At 73.0% G+C, this 19,227-nt stretch carries 19 protein-coding genes; 13 read left to right on the top strand and 6 right to left on the bottom strand.

Annotation, left to right across the window (positions count from 1 at the left end; all coding sequences use genetic code 11):
- Positions 1 to 7 precede the first annotated feature (7 nt).
- Complete coding sequence (locus ACLBWP_RS00185; RefSeq protein WP_447653585.1) at positions 8 to 1,342, top strand: M1 family metallopeptidase; 1,335 nt, start codon at positions 8 to 10, stop codon at positions 1,340 to 1,342.
- A gap of 90 nt (positions 1,343 to 1,432) precedes the next feature.
- Here the strand turns inward: ACLBWP_RS00185 and ACLBWP_RS00180 are convergent, their stop codons facing one another.
- From ACLBWP_RS00180 to ACLBWP_RS00170, 3 genes are all read right to left on the bottom strand, one after another.
- Entirely contained in the window at positions 1,433 to 1,942 is a 510-nt protein-coding gene (locus ACLBWP_RS00180) for a GNAT family N-acetyltransferase (RefSeq protein WP_447653584.1), read from the bottom strand.
- Positions 1,939 to 2,508 carry a 4'-phosphopantetheinyl transferase family protein gene (locus ACLBWP_RS00175; RefSeq protein ID WP_447653583.1) on the bottom strand — a complete coding sequence of 190 codons (570 nt, stop codon included), beginning with the start codon at positions 2,506 to 2,508 and terminating at the stop codon, positions 1,939 to 1,941. Before ACLBWP_RS00175 ends, ACLBWP_RS00180 begins: the two co-directional genes overlap by 4 nt.
- Before the next feature lie 105 nt (positions 2,509 to 2,613).
- Positions 2,614 to 2,805: a hypothetical protein gene (locus ACLBWP_RS00170; protein WP_056125872.1), complete on the bottom strand. Its 192-nt coding sequence runs from the start codon at positions 2,803 to 2,805 to the stop codon at positions 2,614 to 2,616.
- A 227-nt stretch (positions 2,806 to 3,032) separates the two neighbouring features.
- On the opposite strand from ACLBWP_RS00170, the gene ACLBWP_RS00165 reads away from it, so the two are divergent.
- From ACLBWP_RS00165 to ACLBWP_RS00145, 5 genes are all read left to right on the top strand, one after another.
- Positions 3,033 to 5,045, top strand: coding sequence for a TPM domain-containing protein (locus ACLBWP_RS00165; RefSeq protein WP_447653582.1), 2,013 nt, complete (start codon positions 3,033 to 3,035; stop codon positions 5,043 to 5,045).
- A 74-nt stretch (positions 5,046 to 5,119) separates the two neighbouring features.
- Positions 5,120 to 5,845, top strand: coding sequence for a PspA/IM30 family protein (locus tag ACLBWP_RS00160; protein ID WP_447653581.1), 726 nt, complete (start codon positions 5,120 to 5,122; stop codon positions 5,843 to 5,845).
- Positions 5,846 to 5,891: 46 nt separating this feature from the next.
- Positions 5,892 to 6,713 carry an arginase family protein gene (locus ACLBWP_RS00155; RefSeq protein ID WP_243561951.1) on the top strand — a complete coding sequence of 274 codons (822 nt, stop codon included), beginning with the start codon at positions 5,892 to 5,894 and terminating at the stop codon, positions 6,711 to 6,713.
- Between the two features lie 54 nt (positions 6,714 to 6,767).
- Positions 6,768 to 8,186, top strand: a complete 1,419-nt coding sequence (locus tag ACLBWP_RS00150) for a dihydrolipoyl dehydrogenase family protein (protein ID WP_447653580.1) — start codon at positions 6,768 to 6,770, stop codon at positions 8,184 to 8,186.
- Between the two features lie 2 nt (positions 8,187 to 8,188).
- On the top strand, positions 8,189 to 8,545 hold the full coding sequence (locus tag ACLBWP_RS00145; RefSeq protein ID WP_071300607.1) for a Fe-S oxidoreductase: 357 nt from the start codon (positions 8,189 to 8,191) through the stop codon (positions 8,543 to 8,545).
- A 252-nt stretch (positions 8,546 to 8,797) separates the two neighbouring features.
- Here ACLBWP_RS00145 and ACLBWP_RS00140 read toward each other — a convergent pair whose 3' ends face one another.
- Together ACLBWP_RS00140 and ACLBWP_RS00135 are read right to left on the bottom strand one after the other, a co-directional pair.
- On the bottom strand, positions 8,798 to 9,583 hold the full coding sequence (locus tag ACLBWP_RS00140) for an ABC transporter ATP-binding protein (protein WP_447653579.1): 786 nt from the start codon (positions 9,581 to 9,583) through the stop codon (positions 8,798 to 8,800).
- A 56-nt stretch (positions 9,584 to 9,639) separates the two neighbouring features.
- A complete protein-coding gene (locus ACLBWP_RS00135) occupies positions 9,640 to 10,566 on the bottom strand; it encodes a siderophore-interacting protein (RefSeq protein WP_447653578.1) in 927 nt (308 codons plus the stop codon).
- Positions 10,567 to 10,630: 64 nt separating this feature from the next.
- Between ACLBWP_RS00135 and ACLBWP_RS00130 the strand changes: the two genes are divergently transcribed.
- Genes ACLBWP_RS00130 through ACLBWP_RS00105 form a run of 6 tightly spaced genes read left to right on the top strand, consistent with a single transcriptional unit; the run spans position 10,631 to position 16,786 of the window.
- Entirely contained in the window at positions 10,631 to 11,572 is a 942-nt protein-coding gene (locus tag ACLBWP_RS00130) for an alpha/beta fold hydrolase (protein WP_447653577.1), read from the top strand.
- A gap of 57 nt (positions 11,573 to 11,629) precedes the next feature.
- The gene (locus tag ACLBWP_RS00125; RefSeq protein ID WP_447653576.1) at positions 11,630 to 13,207 is read left to right on the top strand and encodes an ABC transporter substrate-binding protein; all 1,578 of its coding nucleotides are present in this window, start codon (positions 11,630 to 11,632) and stop codon (positions 13,205 to 13,207) included.
- A 37-nt stretch (positions 13,208 to 13,244) separates the two neighbouring features.
- Complete coding sequence (locus ACLBWP_RS00120; protein ID WP_447653575.1) at positions 13,245 to 14,195, top strand: ABC transporter permease; 951 nt, start codon at positions 13,245 to 13,247, stop codon at positions 14,193 to 14,195.
- Positions 14,195 to 15,226: an ABC transporter permease gene (locus ACLBWP_RS00115; protein ID WP_447653574.1), complete on the top strand. Its 1,032-nt coding sequence runs from the start codon at positions 14,195 to 14,197 to the stop codon at positions 15,224 to 15,226. Before ACLBWP_RS00120 ends, ACLBWP_RS00115 begins: the two co-directional genes overlap by 1 nt.
- Positions 15,227 to 15,230: 4 nt before the next feature.
- Positions 15,231 to 16,010 carry an ABC transporter ATP-binding protein gene (locus ACLBWP_RS00110; protein ID WP_447653573.1) on the top strand — a complete coding sequence of 260 codons (780 nt, stop codon included), beginning with the start codon at positions 15,231 to 15,233 and terminating at the stop codon, positions 16,008 to 16,010.
- Positions 16,007 to 16,786, top strand: coding sequence for an ABC transporter ATP-binding protein (locus ACLBWP_RS00105; protein WP_447653572.1), 780 nt, complete (start codon positions 16,007 to 16,009; stop codon positions 16,784 to 16,786). The genes ACLBWP_RS00110 and ACLBWP_RS00105 overlap by 4 nt, the downstream gene beginning before the upstream one ends.
- A 279-nt stretch (positions 16,787 to 17,065) precedes the next feature.
- Here ACLBWP_RS00105 and ACLBWP_RS00100 read toward each other — a convergent pair whose 3' ends face one another.
- The gene (locus ACLBWP_RS00100; RefSeq protein WP_447653571.1) at positions 17,066 to 18,505 is read right to left on the bottom strand and encodes an amidase; all 1,440 of its coding nucleotides are present in this window, start codon (positions 18,503 to 18,505) and stop codon (positions 17,066 to 17,068) included.
- Positions 18,506 to 18,645: 140 nt separating this feature from the next.
- On the opposite strand from ACLBWP_RS00100, the gene ACLBWP_RS00095 reads away from it, so the two are divergent.
- Entirely contained in the window at positions 18,646 to 19,209 is a 564-nt protein-coding gene (locus ACLBWP_RS00095) for an acyltransferase (RefSeq protein WP_243561941.1), read from the top strand.
- Positions 19,210 to 19,227 lie beyond the last annotated feature (18 nt).

The following is a 19,227-nucleotide window of genomic DNA, read 5'->3' as shown; positions in this document are numbered from 1 at the left end:
CGGCACCGTGAAGCCGACGACCGACGCCGAACCGACCACCGCCGACCCCGACCCGTACACGCCGCATAGCGGGGACCGTCGCTGGCGCGCGAGCCACTACGAGCTGCGGATCGACTACCGCGTCGCCACGAACCGGTTCAGCGGCACGGCGACGATCACCGCGACCGCGCTGACACGCCTCGACCGGATCGTGCTCGACCTGCACGGCATGTCGGTCGAGCGGGTCGACGTCGACGGGGTCCGCGCCAAGAAGGTCTCGTCCGGCATCCACAAGCTCACCGTCACGCCACCCGCCCCGATCCAGGCCGGCACCGAGTTCACGGTGCACGTCCGCTACCGCGGCACGCCGCACCCCCTCCGCAGCCCCTGGGGACAGATCGGCTGGGAGGAACTGACCGACGGCGTCATCGTCGCCGCGCAACCCACCGGTGCACCGTCCTGGTTCCCCTGCAACGACCGACCCGACGACAAGGCGACGTACCGCTTCGAGATCACCTGCGAGGCCGGGTACGACGTCGTCGCGAACGGCGACCTGCTCGCCAAGGAACGCGACGGCCGCGGTGTGCGCTGGACCTACGCCACGACCGACCCGATGGCGACCTACCTGGCGACCGTGCAGATCGGCCGGTACCGCACCACGACCCTGCGCGGTGCACCGGTCCCCGTCACGCTGCACCACCCGGTCGACCTGACCACCGCGGCGAAGACGGACTTCGGGCGGGTGCCCGAGATGATCGCCCTGTACGCCGACCGGTTCGGCCCGTACCCGTTCCCCGCGTACGGGGTCGTGGTGACGGACGACGAGCTGGAGATCCCGCTCGAGGCGCACGGTCTGGCGGTGTTCGGCCGGAACCACGTCGACGGCGAACACGGCACCGACCGGCTCATCGCGCACGAGCTCGCGCACCAGTGGTTCGGCAACTCCGTCACCCTGGGCCGCTGGCGGGACATCTGGCTGCACGAGGGCTTCGCCTGCTACGCCGAGTGGCTGTGGTCCGAACACCGCGGCGGCGACAGCGCCGACACCCTGGCAGCGCAGTACCGGGACGGACTGCTCGAGCAGCCCGAGGACCTGGTCGTCGGGGACCCCGGCGCGAAGGACATGTTCGACGACCGGGTCTACAAGCGCGGCGCCCTCGCCCTGCACGCGTTGCGACGGACGATCGGCGACGAGGCGTTCTTCTCCGGGCTCTGGACCGTCACCGAACGGCACCGCCACGGCACCGTGACACCTTCGGACGTCGTCGCCGCGTTCGCCGAGGCCTCGGCGCGCGACGCCTCGGCTGTCCGGCAGGTCATCGCGCCCTGGATCGACGAACCGTCCGTGCCGGCGCTGCCCTGACCGGAGCGGACCTGCCCGGCCCGGACCTGTTCGGACCGGACCGGACCTGGCCGGCCCGGACCTGGCCGGACCCATCGCTCCCGGCGGCACTCAGCGTCGGTCGACGGCCCGGTCCCAGACCGCCACCTCGCTGGTCAGGCGGTCGTACCGGTACGGCCTGACCTCGCCCGTCGGCGCGTACCCGAGCGCCGACCAGAACGCCCCGGCAGTGTCCGCGACCGTCGCGACGACCCCGACACGCACGCGCGCGGCCCCGGACTCGGTGCGCACGCGCTCGAGGACCCCCGCGTGGAGTTCCCTGCCGACACCGCGACCGCGGTGCGACCGGTGCACCATCAGCAGCCCGATCGTCACCGCATCGAGGTCGGGGTACCCGAGCAGCACGTCCGCGAACGCCACCAGCACGGGCCCGTCCCACAGCCCGACGCCACGCTTGCCACTCGGGTCGAAGCCCTCGGGGACGCCCACCAGCGCCGACAGGGCGTCGGTCGGACCGGGCGGGTACCCGGTGAGGTGTTCCGCGTACGCGGGGTCGGACTCGATCAGTTCCTGCAGCGCCGCGACGTCGTCACCGTCGAGGTCGCGCAGCGTGCGGGTCACGAACGGTCCCGGGAGTCGTCCACCACCACGTGCCCGTCGACGCTGACGGCCAGCACCAGGTCGTCGTCCAGCCAGCGGATCGTCAGCGGGTGCCCGGTGCCGTCCAGGTGCGCGACCTCGGCGTCGAGGTCGACGTCCACCAGGGTCGGCTCGACCCGCAGACCGCGACCGTCGCGCTTGAGGACGGCTTCCGTGGCGGCCCAGCACGCGGCGAGGGCACCGGGGTCGTCACCGTACCGGGCGCGTTCCCCCGGGCTCTGCGCGTCGAGCGGTGCGGCGACGACGCGACTGCGGCGCTCGACGTCGACGCCGACCGGTCCCGGTGCGACCGCCAGTGCGAGGACGTCGGGGGTCCGGGCGAGGCTCACGCCGATGGGTCGTCCGCTCGCGACGGCCCAGGGTCGGCCGTGGTCGGTGCCGCGGCAGTGCGGACACCGGCGGCCGAGGACCGTGGACGAGGGGTCGGACCCGGTGACGTGCGCGGCGAAGGCGAGGAGGGCCTCCCGGTCGGACTGGGCGGTGGGACCACGTCGCGTGACGCGGACCCGTGCTCCTGGTGCGCCCATGCCGTCAGCGTACGGGTGGCGCGATCGGGTGTGTCCGGTGGACGAGGAGACGCCGCCGGGGTCCGGCGGCGTCTCGGTCGGGTCGTTCGTGGTCCTGTGCTCGTCTCACGCGTGCGTCAGGGCGATCAGTGCCACGTTCATCGTGGAGTAGAGCCCTTCGGACCGGGTGGCCTGGCGGACACGGCCACGCAGGACCTCGTACCGACCGTCGTGCTCACGCACGAAGCCGATCACACCGCTGGCAGGCGTTGACACCCGGTGGAAGCCGTCCTCGAGTGGGACCACCTCTGTGTTCATGGTTCGTTCCATCTGTCGACCCCTTTCGTCGTCGAAACGGTCACGTCGAACCATACTCCCGACGGGGGACAGAATCCGTCCCCCGGGCCGCTCTCTCCACAGGTGCTGGGGGAATCCGCCGGAACCGTGCGCCCCCTGGATAGACTCCGGAACGACGGCGCTCCTGACGCGGCGAACCCGGGAATCCGGGTCCAGACGGGGTGCGCTGCCGGACGGACGGAGAACGGATGCGAACGGTCCAGCGTGGATCGAACACCAGGGGGTCGGGCACGGACGGCCACGCCGAGCGGGGTACGTCGGGGCGGCCGACGTCCGGTCGCTGGGCGGCACGGCTGGCTGCGGCGGTCATCGCCGCCCTGCTGGTGATCGCCCCCGCGACCGCCGCCAGCGCCACCGCGCCCGTGCAGCTCGACGGCGCCTACGTGCTCGACGACGCCGGCGCCCTCACCACGTCCCAGCAGCGCAGCGTCGAACGCGCGGTCAGCGACCTCGCCGACAAGACGAACGCGCAGCTCTACGTCGTGTACGTCGACTCGTTCACGGACCCGAGCGACCACACCGCGTGGGGCGCTGCCACGCTGTCGCAGAACCAGATCGACTCGAACGGCATCCTGCTGTCGATCGCGACCCAGGCACGCACGTACGACGTGCAGCAGACCAACACCACCTCGATCAGCAAGTCCGACGTCGAGAACGCCGTCAACGACGACCTGCTGCCGCAGCTGCGGAACGGTGACTGGTCCGGTGCCGCCACCGCGTTCGCCGGCGGCCTGTCCTCGTCGCAGGACCCGCCGAACCTGACCTGGCTGTGGATCCTGCTGCTCGTCGTGGTGATCGCCGTCGTCGTGGTGGTGCTCGTCATCCGCACCCGCAACAAGCGTCGCACCGCCGCGGCCACCCGGGCCCAGGAAGCCTCGCTCGCCGACCTCGAGCGCACCGCCGGGGCCGCCCTGGTGACGATCGACGACGAACTCCGCACCGCCGAACAAGAGGTCGGGTTCGCCGCGGCACAGTTCGGCGCCGACGCGGCCAAGCCGTTCGCCGACACCGTCGACGCTGCCAAGGCGAACGTCCGCAAGGCCTTCACGTTCCAGCAGCAGCTCGACGACGAGGTCCCCGACTCCCCCCAGCAGCGCGCCGACTGGTCGAACCAGATCATCGCGATCTGCGAACAGGCCCACGCGGCGATCGAGCAGCAGACCGAGGCCTTCGACCAGCTCCGGTCGCTCGAGGACGGGGTCGAGGACGCTGCCACCGCGCTGCGGGCCAGCGTGCAGGCCGCGCCGCAGTCCGTCGACCAGGCCGCCGCCGCGCTCGAGCAGGTCCGTGCGTCGTACACCGGCCGGACCCTCGCCACGGTGTCGGACAACGTCGACCAGGCGCGCCAGGTGCTCGCCTTCGCGACGGAACGTTCGCAGGCTGCCGACGCCGCGATCGCCGCCGGTGACAAGGGCGAAGCCGTCGTCGCCGTCCGCGACGGTCAGCACGCGCTGGCACAGGTCCAGCAACTGACCGGTTCGGCGACGGGCGCCGACGCGACCTTCCGCGAGGCCTCGGCCCGTGTGGACGCGATGCGTCTGGACATCGAGGGCGACGTCGCCGCCGCGCGGGCGATGCGCGCGCAGACGCCCGACCTGGCCTCGGCCGTCACGACCGCCGAGACCGTCCTGCGCGAACGCCTCGACCCGACGGACCCGATCGCCGCGGTCGACGCCCTGACCAAGGCGAACACCGCGATCGACACCGCCCTGGCCTCTGCACGGGGTGCACAGGAACAGCAGGAGCGAGCCCAACGGGCGCTGGACTCCGCACTGCGCGACGCCCGCTCGCGCATCAGCCAGGCACGGGAGTTCATCTCCCTGCGCCGTGGTGCCGTCGGGACGACCGCCCGCACGCGGCTGTCCGAAGCCGAACGGGCGCTGGACGACGCCGTCGACCTCGCCACGACCGACCCACAGCGCGCCCTGCAGGCAGCCCGGGCCGCCGAGCAGTACGCCGCGGCGGCGATGGACGAAGCCGGCAACGACATGGGCGGCTGGCCCGGCGGCGGCGGGGGCAACAGCGGCGGTGCCCAGCTCGGCGGACTCGTCACCGGCATCGTGCTCGGCGGGCTGCTGGGCGGACGCGGCGGGTCGTTCGGTGGCGGCTCCTTCGGTGGAGGCGGCGGCGGCTTCGGCGGCGGGGGCGGCTTCGGCGGGGGCGGCGGGGGCGGCGGCTTCTCGGGCGGTGGTCGCTTCTGACCCGACGCCCCTGACCCCGAACGACTCCACTGACGACAGCACTCACCACGACCATCCCCAGGAAGGGAACCGCAATGGCAAAGCAGACGATCTTCGGTCGCATCTCCTCGCTCGTCCGGGCGAACGTCAACCAGCTCATCGACAACGCCGAGGACCCGCAGCTGATGCTGGACCAGCTCGTGCGCGACTACACGAACAACATCGCGGACGCCAAGAGCGCCATCGCGCAGACCATCGGCAACCTCCGCCTGCTCGAGCAGGACAACGCGGAAGACGTCCGTGCTGCGCAGGAGTGGGGCCAGAAGGCCGCGAACGCGTCGACCGCGGCCGACAAGTACCGCGCCGAGGGCAAGGCGGCCGATGCCGACAAGTTCGACAACCTCGCCAAGATCGCCCTGGGCAAGCAGATCGCCGCCGAGCAAGAGGTCAAGGACAACGCCACGCCGCTCGCCACCCAGAACGAGCAGGTCGAGAAGCTCAAGCAGGGCCTGGCCGGCATGGAGGAGAAGCTCGGGCAGCTCAAGTCCAAGCGCGACAGCCTGGTCGCGCGCGCGAAGACCGCCGAGGCCCAGTCCAAGGTGAACGACGCCATCGGCAACATCGACATCACCGACCCGACGAGCGACCTGAACCGCTTCGAGGAGAAGGTGCGTCGCGAAGAGGCGAAGGTCATCGGGCAGCAGGAACTGCAGTCGTCGAGCCTCGACGCCCAGTTCGAGTCGCTCGAGGACGTCGGCAAGGACGCCGAGGTCGAAGCGCGACTCGCGGCCCTGAAGTCCGGCGGGTCGTCCTCGATCTGACACCCGACACACGACGACGCCGGGCCCACCCTGACAAGATGAGGACATGCAGTTCCTCGTCGTCGGTCAGTGGCAGGGTTCGGCGTCGTCGCGTGCGATGCGCCTCGGCGACGGCGCCGCCGCGATAGCAGCCGATCTCCCCCGCACCGCGACCACCGTGGTGGACGTCCCGGCCGGCGCAGGCGACCGGCTCGAGACCGCGGTCGCCCGCTACACCTCGGTGCTGCAGGTCGCCGAGCGCGTGGCAGAAGAGGTCTCGATCGCGTCCGAGCCGGTCCTGGTCATCGGCGGCGACGGCGCCAGTGCCCTGGGCGGCAGCGTCGCCCTCGGACCCTCGACCGCCTTCGTCCGCATCGCCGGGTCGAGTGGCTACCGATCCCTCAACCGCGCGCAGCCCGTCGCAGCCGAGACCGCGGCACTGCGGATCCTGGTGGACCGGGCGAGCGACCTGTTCCCGGGCCTCCCCGTGGTGCCCGCCTCGTCGGTCGTCCTCGCTGGGACCCGCGGCGTCGAGCCGGCGGAGACGAACGCCGTCGAGCGCGCGGGCATCCACCACCTCGACGTCGACGCCGCCACCCCGGACGCGATCGCCGCCGCGGTCGAGGCCACCGGCGCGGACTCCGTGTACGTCCACGTCGACCTGGACGTGCTCGACCCGTCCGAGGTCGACGGTCTGCTCGAGCCCGTGCCGTTCGGGCTCGACGGCGCAGCGCTCGTCGAGCGCATCCAGGCCGCGACCCGTGGACGCCGGCTGGTCGGTGCCGCCCTGACCGGGTTCGCCCCCGTCGACCCGGCCCGTGCCGTCGACGACATGGGCGTCATCCTCCGTGCCGTGGGAGCCCTGTCCGCCGCGTCCCGCGTGGCCTGAACCGCCGGACTGCTGCTCGGCGCGGTCCATGCCGGTCCGCGTACGCTCGGGCGCATGACGGACTACGACCTCATCGTGATCGGCGCCGGCGCAGTCGGCGAGAACGTGGCGGACTACGCCCACAAGCGCGGCCTGTCGGTCGCGGTCGTCGAAGCAGAACTCGTCGGCGGTGAGTGCTCGTACTGGGCGTGCATGCCCTCGAAGGCGCTGCTCCGGAGCGGCCACGCACTCGCTGCCGCGAAGCGGCTCGACGGAGCGAAGCAGGCGGTCACCGGTGAGCTCGACGCCGCCGCGGTGCTGGCCCGCCGGACGTCGTTCACGAGCGACTGGGACGACGCGGGCCAGGTCGCGTGGCTCGAGTCCGCCGACATCGCCCTGCTGCGCGGACACGCCCGCATCACCGCACCGAAGACCATCCAGGTCACCGGTCCCGACGGACAGACCACGACCCACACCGCCCGTGCCGCGATCGCTGTCGTGACCGGCTCGCTGCACACGCTGCCGGACGTCCCGGGTCTCGTGCAGGCCGAGCCGTGGGGCACCCGTGAGGGCACCAGCGCGAAGTCGGTCCCCGAGAGCCTGCTGGTCATCGGTGGCGGGGTGGCCGGCACCGAGCTCGCCACCGCCTGGGCCTCCCTCGGCGCGAAGGTCACGATCGTCGCGCGCCACGGTCTGCTGGGCGGGATGGAACCGTTCGCCGGTGAACTCGTCGCCGACGCCATGCGCGCGTCCGGCATCGACGTGCGCCTGGGCGTCAACCCCACGCGCGTCGACCGCGACGAGCACGGCCTGGTCACGACGACCCTGGACGACGGCTCGACCGTGATCACGAGCGAGGTACTCGCCGCGACCGGTCGCGCCGCACACACGAAGGACCTCGGCCTCGAGGCCGTCGGGCTCACCGCTGGCGACTGGCTCGACGTCGACGACACGATGCTGGTCACCGGCACCGACTGGCTCTACGCCGTGGGCGACGTGAACCACCGCGTGCTGCTGACCCACCAGGGCAAGTACCAGGCGCGCGCCGCCGGTGAGGCGATAGCTGCTCGCTTCCAGGGCACGCCGCTGCACACCGAGCCGTGGGGTGCGCACGTCGCCACGGCCGACCATGCCGCGGCCCCGCAGGTCACCTTCACCGACCCCGAGGTCGCCAGCGTCGGCCTGACCGCGGCGAAGGCCCGGCAGCAGGGGCTGAATGTGCGCGTGGTCGAGTACGAGCTCGGCAACATCGCCGGCGCCTCACTGCAGGCGGACGGGTACGTCGGCCGCGCGAACATGGTCGTGGACGAGGACCGCAAGGTCGTCGTCGGCATGACCTTCGTCGGGCAGGACGTCGCCGAGATGCTGCAGGCCGCGACGATCGCCGTCGTCGCCGAGGTCCCGATCGACCGCCTGTGGCACGCCGTCCCCGCGTACCCCACGATGAACGAGATCTGGCTGCGCCTGCTCGAGACCTACGGCCGCCCCGAGTAGCCGTGCGGAACCCGCTCCTCGACTCCCCCGTGTCCCGGCTCGGGTGGCTCTTCGCCACCGGGGTCGGGCTCGCGGTCGGCGTCCCGCTGTCGACCGGTCCCGTGCGGGTCGTCGACGGCCTGATCGTGTGCTCCGGCCTGCCACGGTGGGTGTTCCGGCGCGGCGGCACCTGTGTCGGGTCGGTGTACCTGACGCGCGACAACGACGGCGACCGCGTGCTGCGACACGAGCGGGTGCACGTCACGCAGTGGCGCCGGTACGGCATGCTCATGCCCCTGCTCTACGCGGTCGCCGGGCGGGATCCGCTGCGCAACCGCTTCGAGGTCGAGGCCGGGCTGGAGGACGGCGGCTACCGCTGACCCCGACGCGCAGCGCTCTGCGCTCTGCCTGCTCGCTCGACTGGTCACAGTCCGTCGTTCGCGACTGGCCACGACACCCCGAGCCGATCATGCCGAGTGGTCACAATCCGTCGATCGGGCGCCGAACTCGCGACAGTTCGTGACCACTCGGCGGACCTGAGCGGGGAGTCGTGACCACTCGGACAGGGACGGCGGGGCGGCGCGGGCGGGACGGCGCGGGCGGGACGGCGCGGGCGGGGCAGCGTGAGCGGGTCAGCGCGCGCGACGCGGCACGACGAGCGGGGTGCCCGTCTCGGGGTCGGCGACGACGACGCAGGGCAGCCCGAAGACGTCCTCGATCAACGAGGCCGTCAGCACCGACGCCGGCGGCCCTTGCGCCACGACCTCGCCCGCACGCATCGCGATGACGTGGGTGGCGTACCGCGCCGCCTGGTTCAGGTCGTGCAGCACCGCGACCACGGTGCGTCCGGCCGCGTGCAACGACGCCGCCAGTTCGAGCACGTCGTACTGGTGGGCGATGTCCAGGAACGTGGTGGGCTCGTCGAGCAGCACGATGTCGGTCTCCTGCGCCAGCACCATCGCGATCCACACCCGCTGCCGCTGCCCACCCGACAGCTCGTCGACGCCACGGTCGGCCAGCGCCAGCGTGTCGGTCTGCACGAGCGCACGCTGCACCGCCGAACGGTCGTTCCCGCTGGTCGGGTGCAACAGGTCCTGGTGTGGGAACCGTCCGCGCGAGACCAGGTCGCGCACGGTGATGCCGTCGGGGGCGATCGGGGTCTGCGGCAGCATCGCGACCCGGCGGGCGACGGCCTTCGGGCGGTACGTGGACAGCGGTGCGCCGTCCAGGTACACGGTGCCGGCGCTGGGCTTCAGGGTGCGGGCGAACGCCTTGAGGAGCGTCGACTTGCCGCAGGCGTTCGGGCCGACGATGACGGTCAGCTCGCCGTCCGGGACGTCGACGTCCAGGTGGTCCACGACGACACGGTCGTCGTAGCCCAGGGTGAGTCCGCGCGCCCCGAGCGCCGTGGTCGGCACGGCCGGGAACCCGACGGGTGTGTCGGCAGCCGGCCCGGCTGCAGCCCCTGCCGTGTTCAGTTCTCGGCCTTGCCGTGCCGCCAGTAGCCCATGAAGGCCACCTGCTTGCGATCGAGCCCGACCCGGCGCACCAGGTGCCGGCGGAGTTCCTTGACACAGGCGGCCTCGCCCGCGATCCAGGCGTACAGCTGCGCGTCGGTGACGGGCGGGACGTCCCACAGGGTCTCGCGGTCGACGTCCACGTCGACGAGCTCGACGTCCGATGCTGGACCGGAGACCCCAGCAGCACCAGCACCAGCAGCACCGGCAGCACTGACCGCCGTCGACGCCCACGCGTGCACGTGGTCCGTCATCCGCGCCCCGTGCGACGCGCCGTTCCGGGCGATCCAGCGCACCTCGACCCCGGCGGGCGCAGCGACCGGCAGCCGGTCGGCGTCGGTCGGGACCTCGATGAAGACGTGGCCGACGGTGGTGACGTCGAGCGCTTCGAGGATCGCGCAGATCGCCGGCGCGGCGGTCTCGTCCCCGGCGAGCAGGATCCGGTTGGCCGCGCCCGGCGCGAACTCCGCCGCACCCGAGGGCAGCTCGGCGGGCGAGGACGGCACGGCCGGTCCGACGATGCGGAGCTCGTCGCCGACGACGCACGACGACACCCAGCGCGACGCGGGCCCGGCGTCGCCGTGGGCGACGAAGTCGATGTCGAGCTCGTGTGCGTCCGGGCGGAACGAACGGACCGTGTAGGTGCGGAGCGGGTTGCGGGTGGCGTCCGGCAGGGCACGCCACGCGGCGTACCAGTCGGCGCCGTCGGGCAGGTCGGTGAACCCGTGCCCGGGGATCGGCAGCACGACCTTGATCCGCTGGTCGAGCCCGACCGAGGCGAACGCTGCCAGGTCCGGACCGGACAGGGTCACCCGCACGAAGGCCGGGGTGAGCGCGGTGACGGCCGCCACACGGACGGAGAACACACGGTACCGGGCTGCCACGACCCCGAGTATGGCATGCCTCACCTCACCCTGGCCGGGAATCCCACGGTGCGAGACTGGGCCCGTGCTCGAAGCCGACGACGAATTCCGCGACCTTGCCGACCTCGCCCGCGCGAGCGGCGTGACGGAGCCGCTGCGGGCCTCCAGGACGGACCTGCCCGACGCCGGTCACGGCGCGATCTCCGCCATCCGCTGGCAGGATCCGGCGGACCCCGGCCAGGAGGCCCGGGTCACCTACCTGCACGGGCTCGGCATCGACGCCCACAGCTTCGACGTGACGGCCCTGGCCGTCGGCCAGCCGGCGGTCGCCCTCGACCTGCCCGGCCACGGCCGGTCCGCGTGGCGGGACGATGCGGACTACGCCGCGTCGGCCACGGCACCCGCGGTGCTGGCGGCGCTCGACGCCCTCGCGGTGCCGCCCGGGCTGCTGGTCGGGCACTCCCTCGGCGCGATCCTGGCCGCCCGGATCGCCGCGACGGCGCCCGAGCGCGTGACCGGCCTGGTGCTCGTCGACATGTCCCCGGACTTCGCCCAGCGTGCCGTCGACCGCATCGCCCGGGCGCTGGAGACCGAGGAACCGTTCGCCGACCTGGACGAGGTCGTCGAGCGCGCGATCGAGGCCCGCGTCGGCGACGACCGCCAGGTGCTGCTGCGCGAAGCCCGGCACACCACCCGTCTGGGTGCGGACGGTCGTCTGGTCCGGCGCCACCACTTCCCGCACCTGCCGGCCGGTCGGACGTCGTCGGTGGGCCGGTTCGCCGACGCGTGGCCGGACCTGGAGTCGCTCGACGTGCCGCTGCTGCTGGTCCGGGGCGACCGCGGGTACGTCTCCCCGAAGCTCGTGACGACGTTCGGCGAGCGGATGCCGGGCGCCGAGATCGTCACGGTCACCGCGCGGCACGCCGTGCAGACCCAGGCACCGCTCGCGCTGGCCGCCGCGATCCGGGAATGGGCGTCGCGTCACGATTTGTTGCACGGGGGCGGAGAAACCGCAGTGCGCCGGTAGATTCTCCCGAGCGCGCGCGACGTGCCGTCGCTCCCCGCCGGAAGGAACCCAGCACCCATGAGCCCCCTCCTCGCCCGTCGACCCGCCACCAGCGGGGCCCGTCGATCCGCCACCAGCGGGGCCCGTCCGCGCCTCGGCCGCACGGCGCTGGCCGCCACCGCGGTCGTCGTCGCCGCGGCGATCGCCCTGACCGGGTGCAGCGGATCGTCCGCGCCCAAGGGCGGTGACGACGCGACCGTGCGGGTCGGCCTGGTGCTGGAACCGACCAGCCTGGACATCCGCACGCAGTCCGGCGCGGCCCTGGACCAGGTGCTCATCGACAACGTGTACCAGGGGCTCGTCGGGCGCACCGCCGAGGGGGACATCCGCGACGTGCTGGCGTCCTCGCACGAGGTCTCGAGCGACGGCCTGACGTACACGTTCACGCTGCGCAAGGGGATCACGTTCCAGGACGGCAAGCCGGTCAAGGCGTCCGACGTCGTCTGGTCGCTGCAGCAGGTCAAGGACAACGCCAGCTACGTCGACTCCGCCAAGCTCGCCGGCGTGACCGCGATCACGTCACCCTCGGACGGCGTCGTCCGGCTCACGCTCGCCAAGCCCGACTCCGACCTGCTATTCACACTGACGGGACGCTCCGGCCTGGTGCTCGAGCAGGCCGCGAAGAACGACCTGTCCGACACCGCGAACGGCACCGGTCCGTTCGAGGTCGCGTCGTGGAAGCAGGGCGACTCGTTGACGTTCTCGCGCAACGCGGACTACTGGGGCGCGAAGCCGAAGGTCGCGAAGATCGTGTTCCGCTACATCACGGACCCGTCGACCGCCGTCAACGCGATGGCGAACGGCGACCTCGACGTGCTCAACCCCGTGGACGGCACGCTGAAGAGCCAGCTGCAGGGCAACAGCGACATCGCCCTGCACACCGGCAAGACGACCGACAAGTACACGCTGGCGTTCAACGACCAGAAGGCCCCCTTCACCGACAAGCGGGTGCGCCAGGCCATCCGCCAGGCGATCGACCCGAAGGCGCTCATCAAGGCCGTCGGCGGCACGGGCATCGAACAGGGCGGCCCGATCCCCGAGCTCGACCCCGGGTACCAGGACCTGACGGACATCGACGCCTACGACCCGTCGAACGCCAAGAAGCTGCTCGCCGCGGCCGGGCAGAAGGACCTGAAACTCACGCTGACGTACGCCAACGTGTACCCGACGACGATCGGCGACGTCCTGACCTCGCAGCTCGCCGACGTCGGCATCACGCTGACGGTCAAGCGCGTCGACTTCGCCACCTGGCTGTCGCAGGTGTTCCAGAAGCCGGCCAGCGGCACCCGCGACTTCGACATGTCGATGGTCGACCACGTCGAGGCCCGTGACTTCGGCAACTGGGCGAACCCGGACTACTACTTCGGGTACGACAACCAGCAGGTGCAGGACCTGTACGCGGCGTCGATCGCGACCACGTCGACCGCTGAGAAGGAGGCTGACCTGCGGAAGGCCGCGCGCATCGTCAGCGAGGACGCCGCCGGTGAGTGGCTCTACACCGCCACCGCGATCACCGCGGTCCGCAAGGGGGTCACCGGCTTCCCGGTCGACGGCGGCAACTCCCGCCTCGACCTGGCGAAGCTGGCGATGCGGTAGCGCCGGACCACCACCGGCCGCCGACTAGCATCGTCTCGTGACCCGGTTCCTCGTCGGGCGACTGCTGCTGCTCGTCGTCGGCCTGCTCGTCGCGAGCATCATCGTCTTCGCGACGCTGCGTGTGCTGCCGGGCGACGTCGCCCAGGTCGTCGCTGGTACGCAGGCCACGCCCGCCACGGTCGCCGAACTCCGACAGCAGCTCGGACTCGACCGACCCGTCGTGGTGCAGTACCTCGACTGGATCGGCGGGGTGTTCCGCGGTGACCTCGGCCGGTCGCTGGTGACCCGGGGCCCGGTGGCGCCCCAGATCGTCCAGAAGCTCGGCGTCACGCTCCCCCTGGCTGGCATGTCCCTGGTCGCCGCCCTGGCGCTCGGCGTCCCGCTCGGGATCGTCGCCGCCGTGCTGCGACGACGCGCGGGCGGAGCGGTCATCGCGTTCGTCGCACAGGCGGTCGCCGCCGTGCCGGTCGTCTGGGCCGGCATGCTGCTCGTCGCGCTGTTCGCCGTCACGTTGCACTGGCTGCCGACCCAGGGCTTCCCGCTCGACGGCTGGTCCGAGCCGGGCCGGGCGTTCTCGTCGCTCGTGCTGCCGGCGCTGACGATCGGCGCCGTCGAGGGGGCCGTCATCCTGCGGTTCACCCGCTCCGCCACGCTGTCCGTGCTCGACGCCGACCACCTGCGCACCGCCGCCGCGGTCGGGCTGACGCGCACCCAGGCGCTGCTGCGGCACGGGCTCGGTTCGGTGGCGCTCACCGTGCTGGCGGTGCTCGGCGTGCAGATCGCCGGGCTGCTGGTCGGTGCCGTCGTCGTCGAGCAGGTGTTCTCGTTGCCGGGTGTCGGGCGGATGCTCGTCACCGACGTCGGGCGCCGCGACATCACCAAGGTGCAGTCCGAGCTGCTCGTGCTGACCGGCCTGGTGCTGCTGGTCGGGTTCGCCGTCGACGTCGCACACCGCGCACTCGACCCCCGGCAGCGAGAGGCCGTCTGATGGCCGGAGCCGGCATCCGCCGCGTCGTCGCCCGTCCGACCGGGGCCTTCGCCGTCGTCGTCCTCGGGCTGCTCGTGCTGCTGGCCGCCGTGTCGCTGGTCTGGACCCCCCAGGACCCGTTCCGCACCGACCCCGCCGGACAGTGGGCCGCGCCGAGTGCCGCGCACTGGTTCGGCACCGACGCCGTCGGCCGCGACATCGCCAGCTACCTGCTCGCCGGCACCCGGACGACCGTGCTGGTGGCCGTCGGCTCCGGGGTGATCGCCAGCGTGGTCGGCATGGTGCTGACCGCCGTCGGCTCGCTCACGGCGCGCTGGGTGCGCGAGGGCACCGCCGTGCTGCTCGACATCCTGGTCGCCTTCCCCACCCTGCTGACCGCGATGCTGCTCACCGCGGTGTTCGGCGGGTCGCTCGGCGTCGTCATCGTTTCCGTCGGGCTGACGTTCGGCGTGACGATCGCCCGCGTCGCCCGCGGCGAGATCCGCCGCATCGCCCGGAGCGACTACGTCACCGCGGCACGGGCATCGGGCGTCGGCCCCGGCGGCGTGCTGCTGCGCCACCTGGTGCCGAACGCGGCGCCGGTGTTCACCGTGCAGCTGTCACTCGCGATGGCCACGGCGGTCCTTGCCGAGGCCGGGCTGTCCTACCTGGGCTACGGCGCCGGGTCGGGCACGGCGTCGTGGGGCAGCCTGCTGTCCGACCTGCAGACGTACATCGGCGTGCACCCGTGGAGCGCGACCTGGCCGGGTGCCGCGATCGCGCTCGTCGTCATGGCGCTGTCGTTGCTCGGGGACGCGATCCGCGACGCCTCGGACCCACGCCTGACGACGGGCGACCGTGCCCGCGACGCCGACCGCGGCCCACGCGACCCCGCCGACCGCGGCCCGGGCGACAGCACCCCGCGCGGTCCCGTCGACGGCAACCCGCGCGGTCCCGTCGACGGCGCCCCGCGCGGTCCCGTCGACGGTGCCCCGCGCGGTCCCGTCGATGGCGCCCCGCGTGACGCCCGCACCGGGGCGAGACCGAGGTGACCGCATGACCGAAGCCAGCACGCTCGAGGTCCACGGCCTGTCGGTCCGCATCACGGGGCGGACGGTACTCGACGACGTCACGTTCACCGTGCCTCCCGGCGGTCGTGTCGGCGTCATCGGCGCGTCCGGTTCCGGCAAGTCGATGACCTCGCTCGCCCTGATGGGGCTCGAGCCCACCGGAGCCGACGTGTCGGGCAGCGTCCGGCTCGACGGCCACGAGCTGGTCGGACTCGCCGACCGGCAGCGCGCGCCGTTCCGTGGCGCACGGATGGGCATGGTGTTCCAGGAGCCCGGCACCGCACTCGACCCCCTGCGCCGCGTCGGCCGGCAGATCGCCGAGCCGCTGCGCCTGCACCGGGGCATGGACCGTCGTGCTGCCGACGCCGCGGCGGTCGACCTGGCGCACGCGGTCGGCCTGCCGGACCCGGCCTCGCTGCTGCGGCAGTACCCGCACCAGCTCTCCGGCGGGCAGCGGCAGCGCATCTGCATCGCGATGGCACTGGCCGGGCAGCCCGGGCTGCTGATCGCGGACGAACCCACCACCGCGCTGGACGTCACGACCGAGGCGCGCATCCTGGACCTGCTCGACGGGCTCGACGTGTCGCTCGTGTTCGTCACGCACGACCTGGCCGTGCTCGCCCGGATCGCCGACACCGTCGTGGTGCTCGACGCAGGCCGGGTCGTCGAGACCGGCACCGTCACCGACCTGCTCGCCGCCCCGAAGCACCCGACGACGCGGGCACTGGTCGACGCCGCACGCGCCACCGCCCGGAGGACCCCGTGACCGCGCTCGAGGCCGTCGGCCTGCACCGCACCTACCGGCTCCCCCGCCGCGGACCGTTCGAACCCGGGCCGGTGCGCACCGCCGTCGACGGCGTCGACCTGACGGTCGCCACCGGTGCCCGGCTCGGGATCGTCGGCGAGTCCGGCTCCGGCAAGTCGACGCTCGTCCGCCTGCTGGCCGGACTGGAGGCCCCCACCGCCGGCACGGTCACCGCTGACGGCCGACCCGTGGTCGCGTCCGGGTCCGCGGCACGGATGCGCTGGTTCCGTCGCGAGACCGGGGTGGTCTTCCAGGACCCGTACGGGTCGCTCGACCCACGGATGCGCGTCGGCGCGATCGTCGCCGAGCCGCTGCGGGCGCTCCGCATCCCCGGGTCGCACGCGGCGATGGTCGCGTCGGCGCTCGCGCGGGTGGACCTGCCGGCCGACACGGTGGACCGGTACCCGCACGAGTTCTCCGGCGGGCAACGGCAGCGCATCGCGATCGCGCGGGCGGTCGTGCACGGTCCGCGGATCCTGTTCGGAGACGAACCGATGAGCGCCCTCGACGTCGTGGTGCGGGCGCGGGTGATCGAGCTGCTGGAGTCGCTGGCGTCGACGCTCGGGTTGACGATGGTGCTCGTGTCGCACGACATCGGCGTGGTGCAGCGGCTGTGCGACACGGTCGCGGTGATGTCGGCGGGCCGGATCGTCGAGCACGGGCCGGTGTCCCTGCTCGACGCGCCCGAGCACCCCGTCACGCGGGCGTTGGTCGAGGCGGCGCCGACGCTGCCGTAGGCGCCGACGCTGCCGGAGGCGCCGGGTGCAGTGCCGGAGGCGCCGACGCTGCCGGAGGCGCCGGGTGCAGGGCCGGAGGCGCCGACCGGTCGCAACACCCCGCTCAGGTCCGCCGACCGGTCGCAGATCGTCGTCCCGCAGCGCCGCGAGCGACGATCTGCGACCACTCGACGACGCGCCGACGGGGTGTTGCGACCACTCGTCGAGTCCCCCGAGCGACGATCTGCGACCAATCGACGACGCGCCGGCGGGGTGTTGCGACCGATCGTCAGCCGCCGGTCACCACCCCGCCGGGTGCCGCCGCTGCCACCGCACCCGACGCTCGAGCTGTGCCCCCAGCGCCAGCAGCGTCCGCTCCCCGCCCGGGCGCCCGATCAGCTGCACACCCATCGGCAACCCACCGCCGTCGGGGTGGTCGTCCGCGGTGACGCCGACGGGCAGCGTGATCGCCGGCAGCCCCGCCACGTTGGCCATCGAGGTCCACGGCGAGTACGCGCACTGCCGCCGGAAGTCCTCCTCCGGGTCGGTGCCGTACCAGCCGAGGGGGCGCGGTGTGAGCGCGAGCGTCGGCGTGACGACCGCGTCGAAGCGACTGAACGCCCGGATCAGCGCGACCGAGAACGTGTCGAGCGCCGTCATCGCGTCGAGGACCCGCGTGCCGGTGAGCGCCTGCCCGCGGGACACCAGCCACGACACGAGCGGGGTCAGTGCCGTCAGGTCGATCCCGGGCACCAGCGGCAGTCGCGCAGCAGAGCTCTCCCACGCCACCCGGAACGCGTCGGCGTAGGGCACGCGCGGCATCGCGACGTCCTCGACCCCGTGCCCGAGCTCGCCGAGCACCCGCACGGCGGTGTCGACCGCGGCGCGCGCTGCCGGGTCGACCACGACGTCGACGGCCTCGTCCCACGGCGACCCGTCGAGCAGCCCGAGCACGAACCGGCCCTCGCCGCGGACGGCCGCCGCGGTGAACGGCCCGTCGCCGACGTCGGGCGTGACCAGCGCGTACGGCGTGGGCTCGTCGAGCCCGGTCGGCGCGACCAGCGCGTCGAGGAGCATCCCGGCGTCCGCGACGGAACGGGTGATCGGCCCGGCGACGCTCAACCCGCCCACGCCGCTGCGTCCGGGCATCGACGGCACGCGACCCCGGCTCGGCTTCAGCCCGACCAGCCCCGTCGCGGCGGCCGGGATCCGCACCGAGCCGCCACCGTCCGATCCCACGGCAGCGGGAAGCAGTCCGGCGGCCACGGCCACCGCGGCACCGCTCGACGACCCGCCGGGAGCCCGCGTCGTGTCATACGGGTTCCGGGTGACCCCGCGACGGGTCTCCGACGACGAGGACATCCCGAACTCCGGCGTCGCCGTCTTGCCGAGGCTCACCGCGCCGGCCGCGTCGAGCGCGGCGACGAGCGGGTGGTCGGCCGTCGCGGGACGGTCCGGCAGCGACACCGACCCGGATCCGGTCGGCACGCCGGTCCGGTCGTACAGGTCCTTGTCCGCGGACGGGAGGCCCCACAGCGGTCGTGACGTCGGCACCAGGTGCCCGAGACGGTCGGCTCGCTGGCGTGCGGCTTCCGCGGTCACGGTCACGAAGGCGCCGAGTCCCCCGTCCAACCGCTCGATCCGGGCGAGGTAGTGCTCCGTCGCTTCGCGGGCCGTGGTGTCGCCGCGCCGGATCCAGTCCCAGAGGTCCTGCGCCGACAGGTGGTGGAGTTCGAACACGATCCCCGAGCCTATGCGGGCAGCCGGTCGGACTGCGCGGAACACCGCAAGAGTCCGCACGCGCGATTGTGAGGCTCATGCGGTGCCGCCTAGGTTCACGCATGGCGGTGACCCCACCGCTCCCGACGTTCGGAGCGACGATGAGCACCAGCACCAAGTCCGGCCCCTCGGCCGTCTCCCTGTTGCGCGAGGACGCGGCGACCGCCGTGGAGCACGCGGTGTTCTCGAACCTGCTCGGCTCCGTGTTCCTGCCGCGCTTCGTCCGACGGCTCCTGCTGCGGGCCGGCGGGGCACACGTGCTGTCCGGCCCCGGACACGGGTTCTCGGTCACCGGGGGCGCCCACAACCTGACGATCGGCCGCGGCGTGTTCATCAACAAGTCGGTGTCCATCGAGTCGGTCGCCCCGGTGACCATCGGTGACGGGTCGGCGCTCGGCATGCGGGTCAGCATCATGACGAGCCACCACGACATCGACAGCGCTGGCCGCTGGGACCCGGTCGCATCCGGACGCCCCGTCGTCATCGGCGAGCGGGTCTGGATCGGCGGCGGGTCCATGATCCTGCCCGGCGCCCACATCGAGGACGACGTGATCGTCGCGGCGGGCGCCGTCGTCCGCGGCCGCCTGGAGTCGCACGGCGTCTACGCCGGCGTCCCCGCGCGACGCATCCGCGACTACACCGGCGAGGTCGACGCGCAGGCCTGACCGGCGCCGGTCGCAGCG

It is taken from the genome of Microbacterium sp. M1A1_1b (assembly GCF_053345565.1).
The sequence above is the reverse complement of the archived record's forward strand: the minus strand, read 5'-3'. Positions and strand labels throughout refer to the sequence as shown.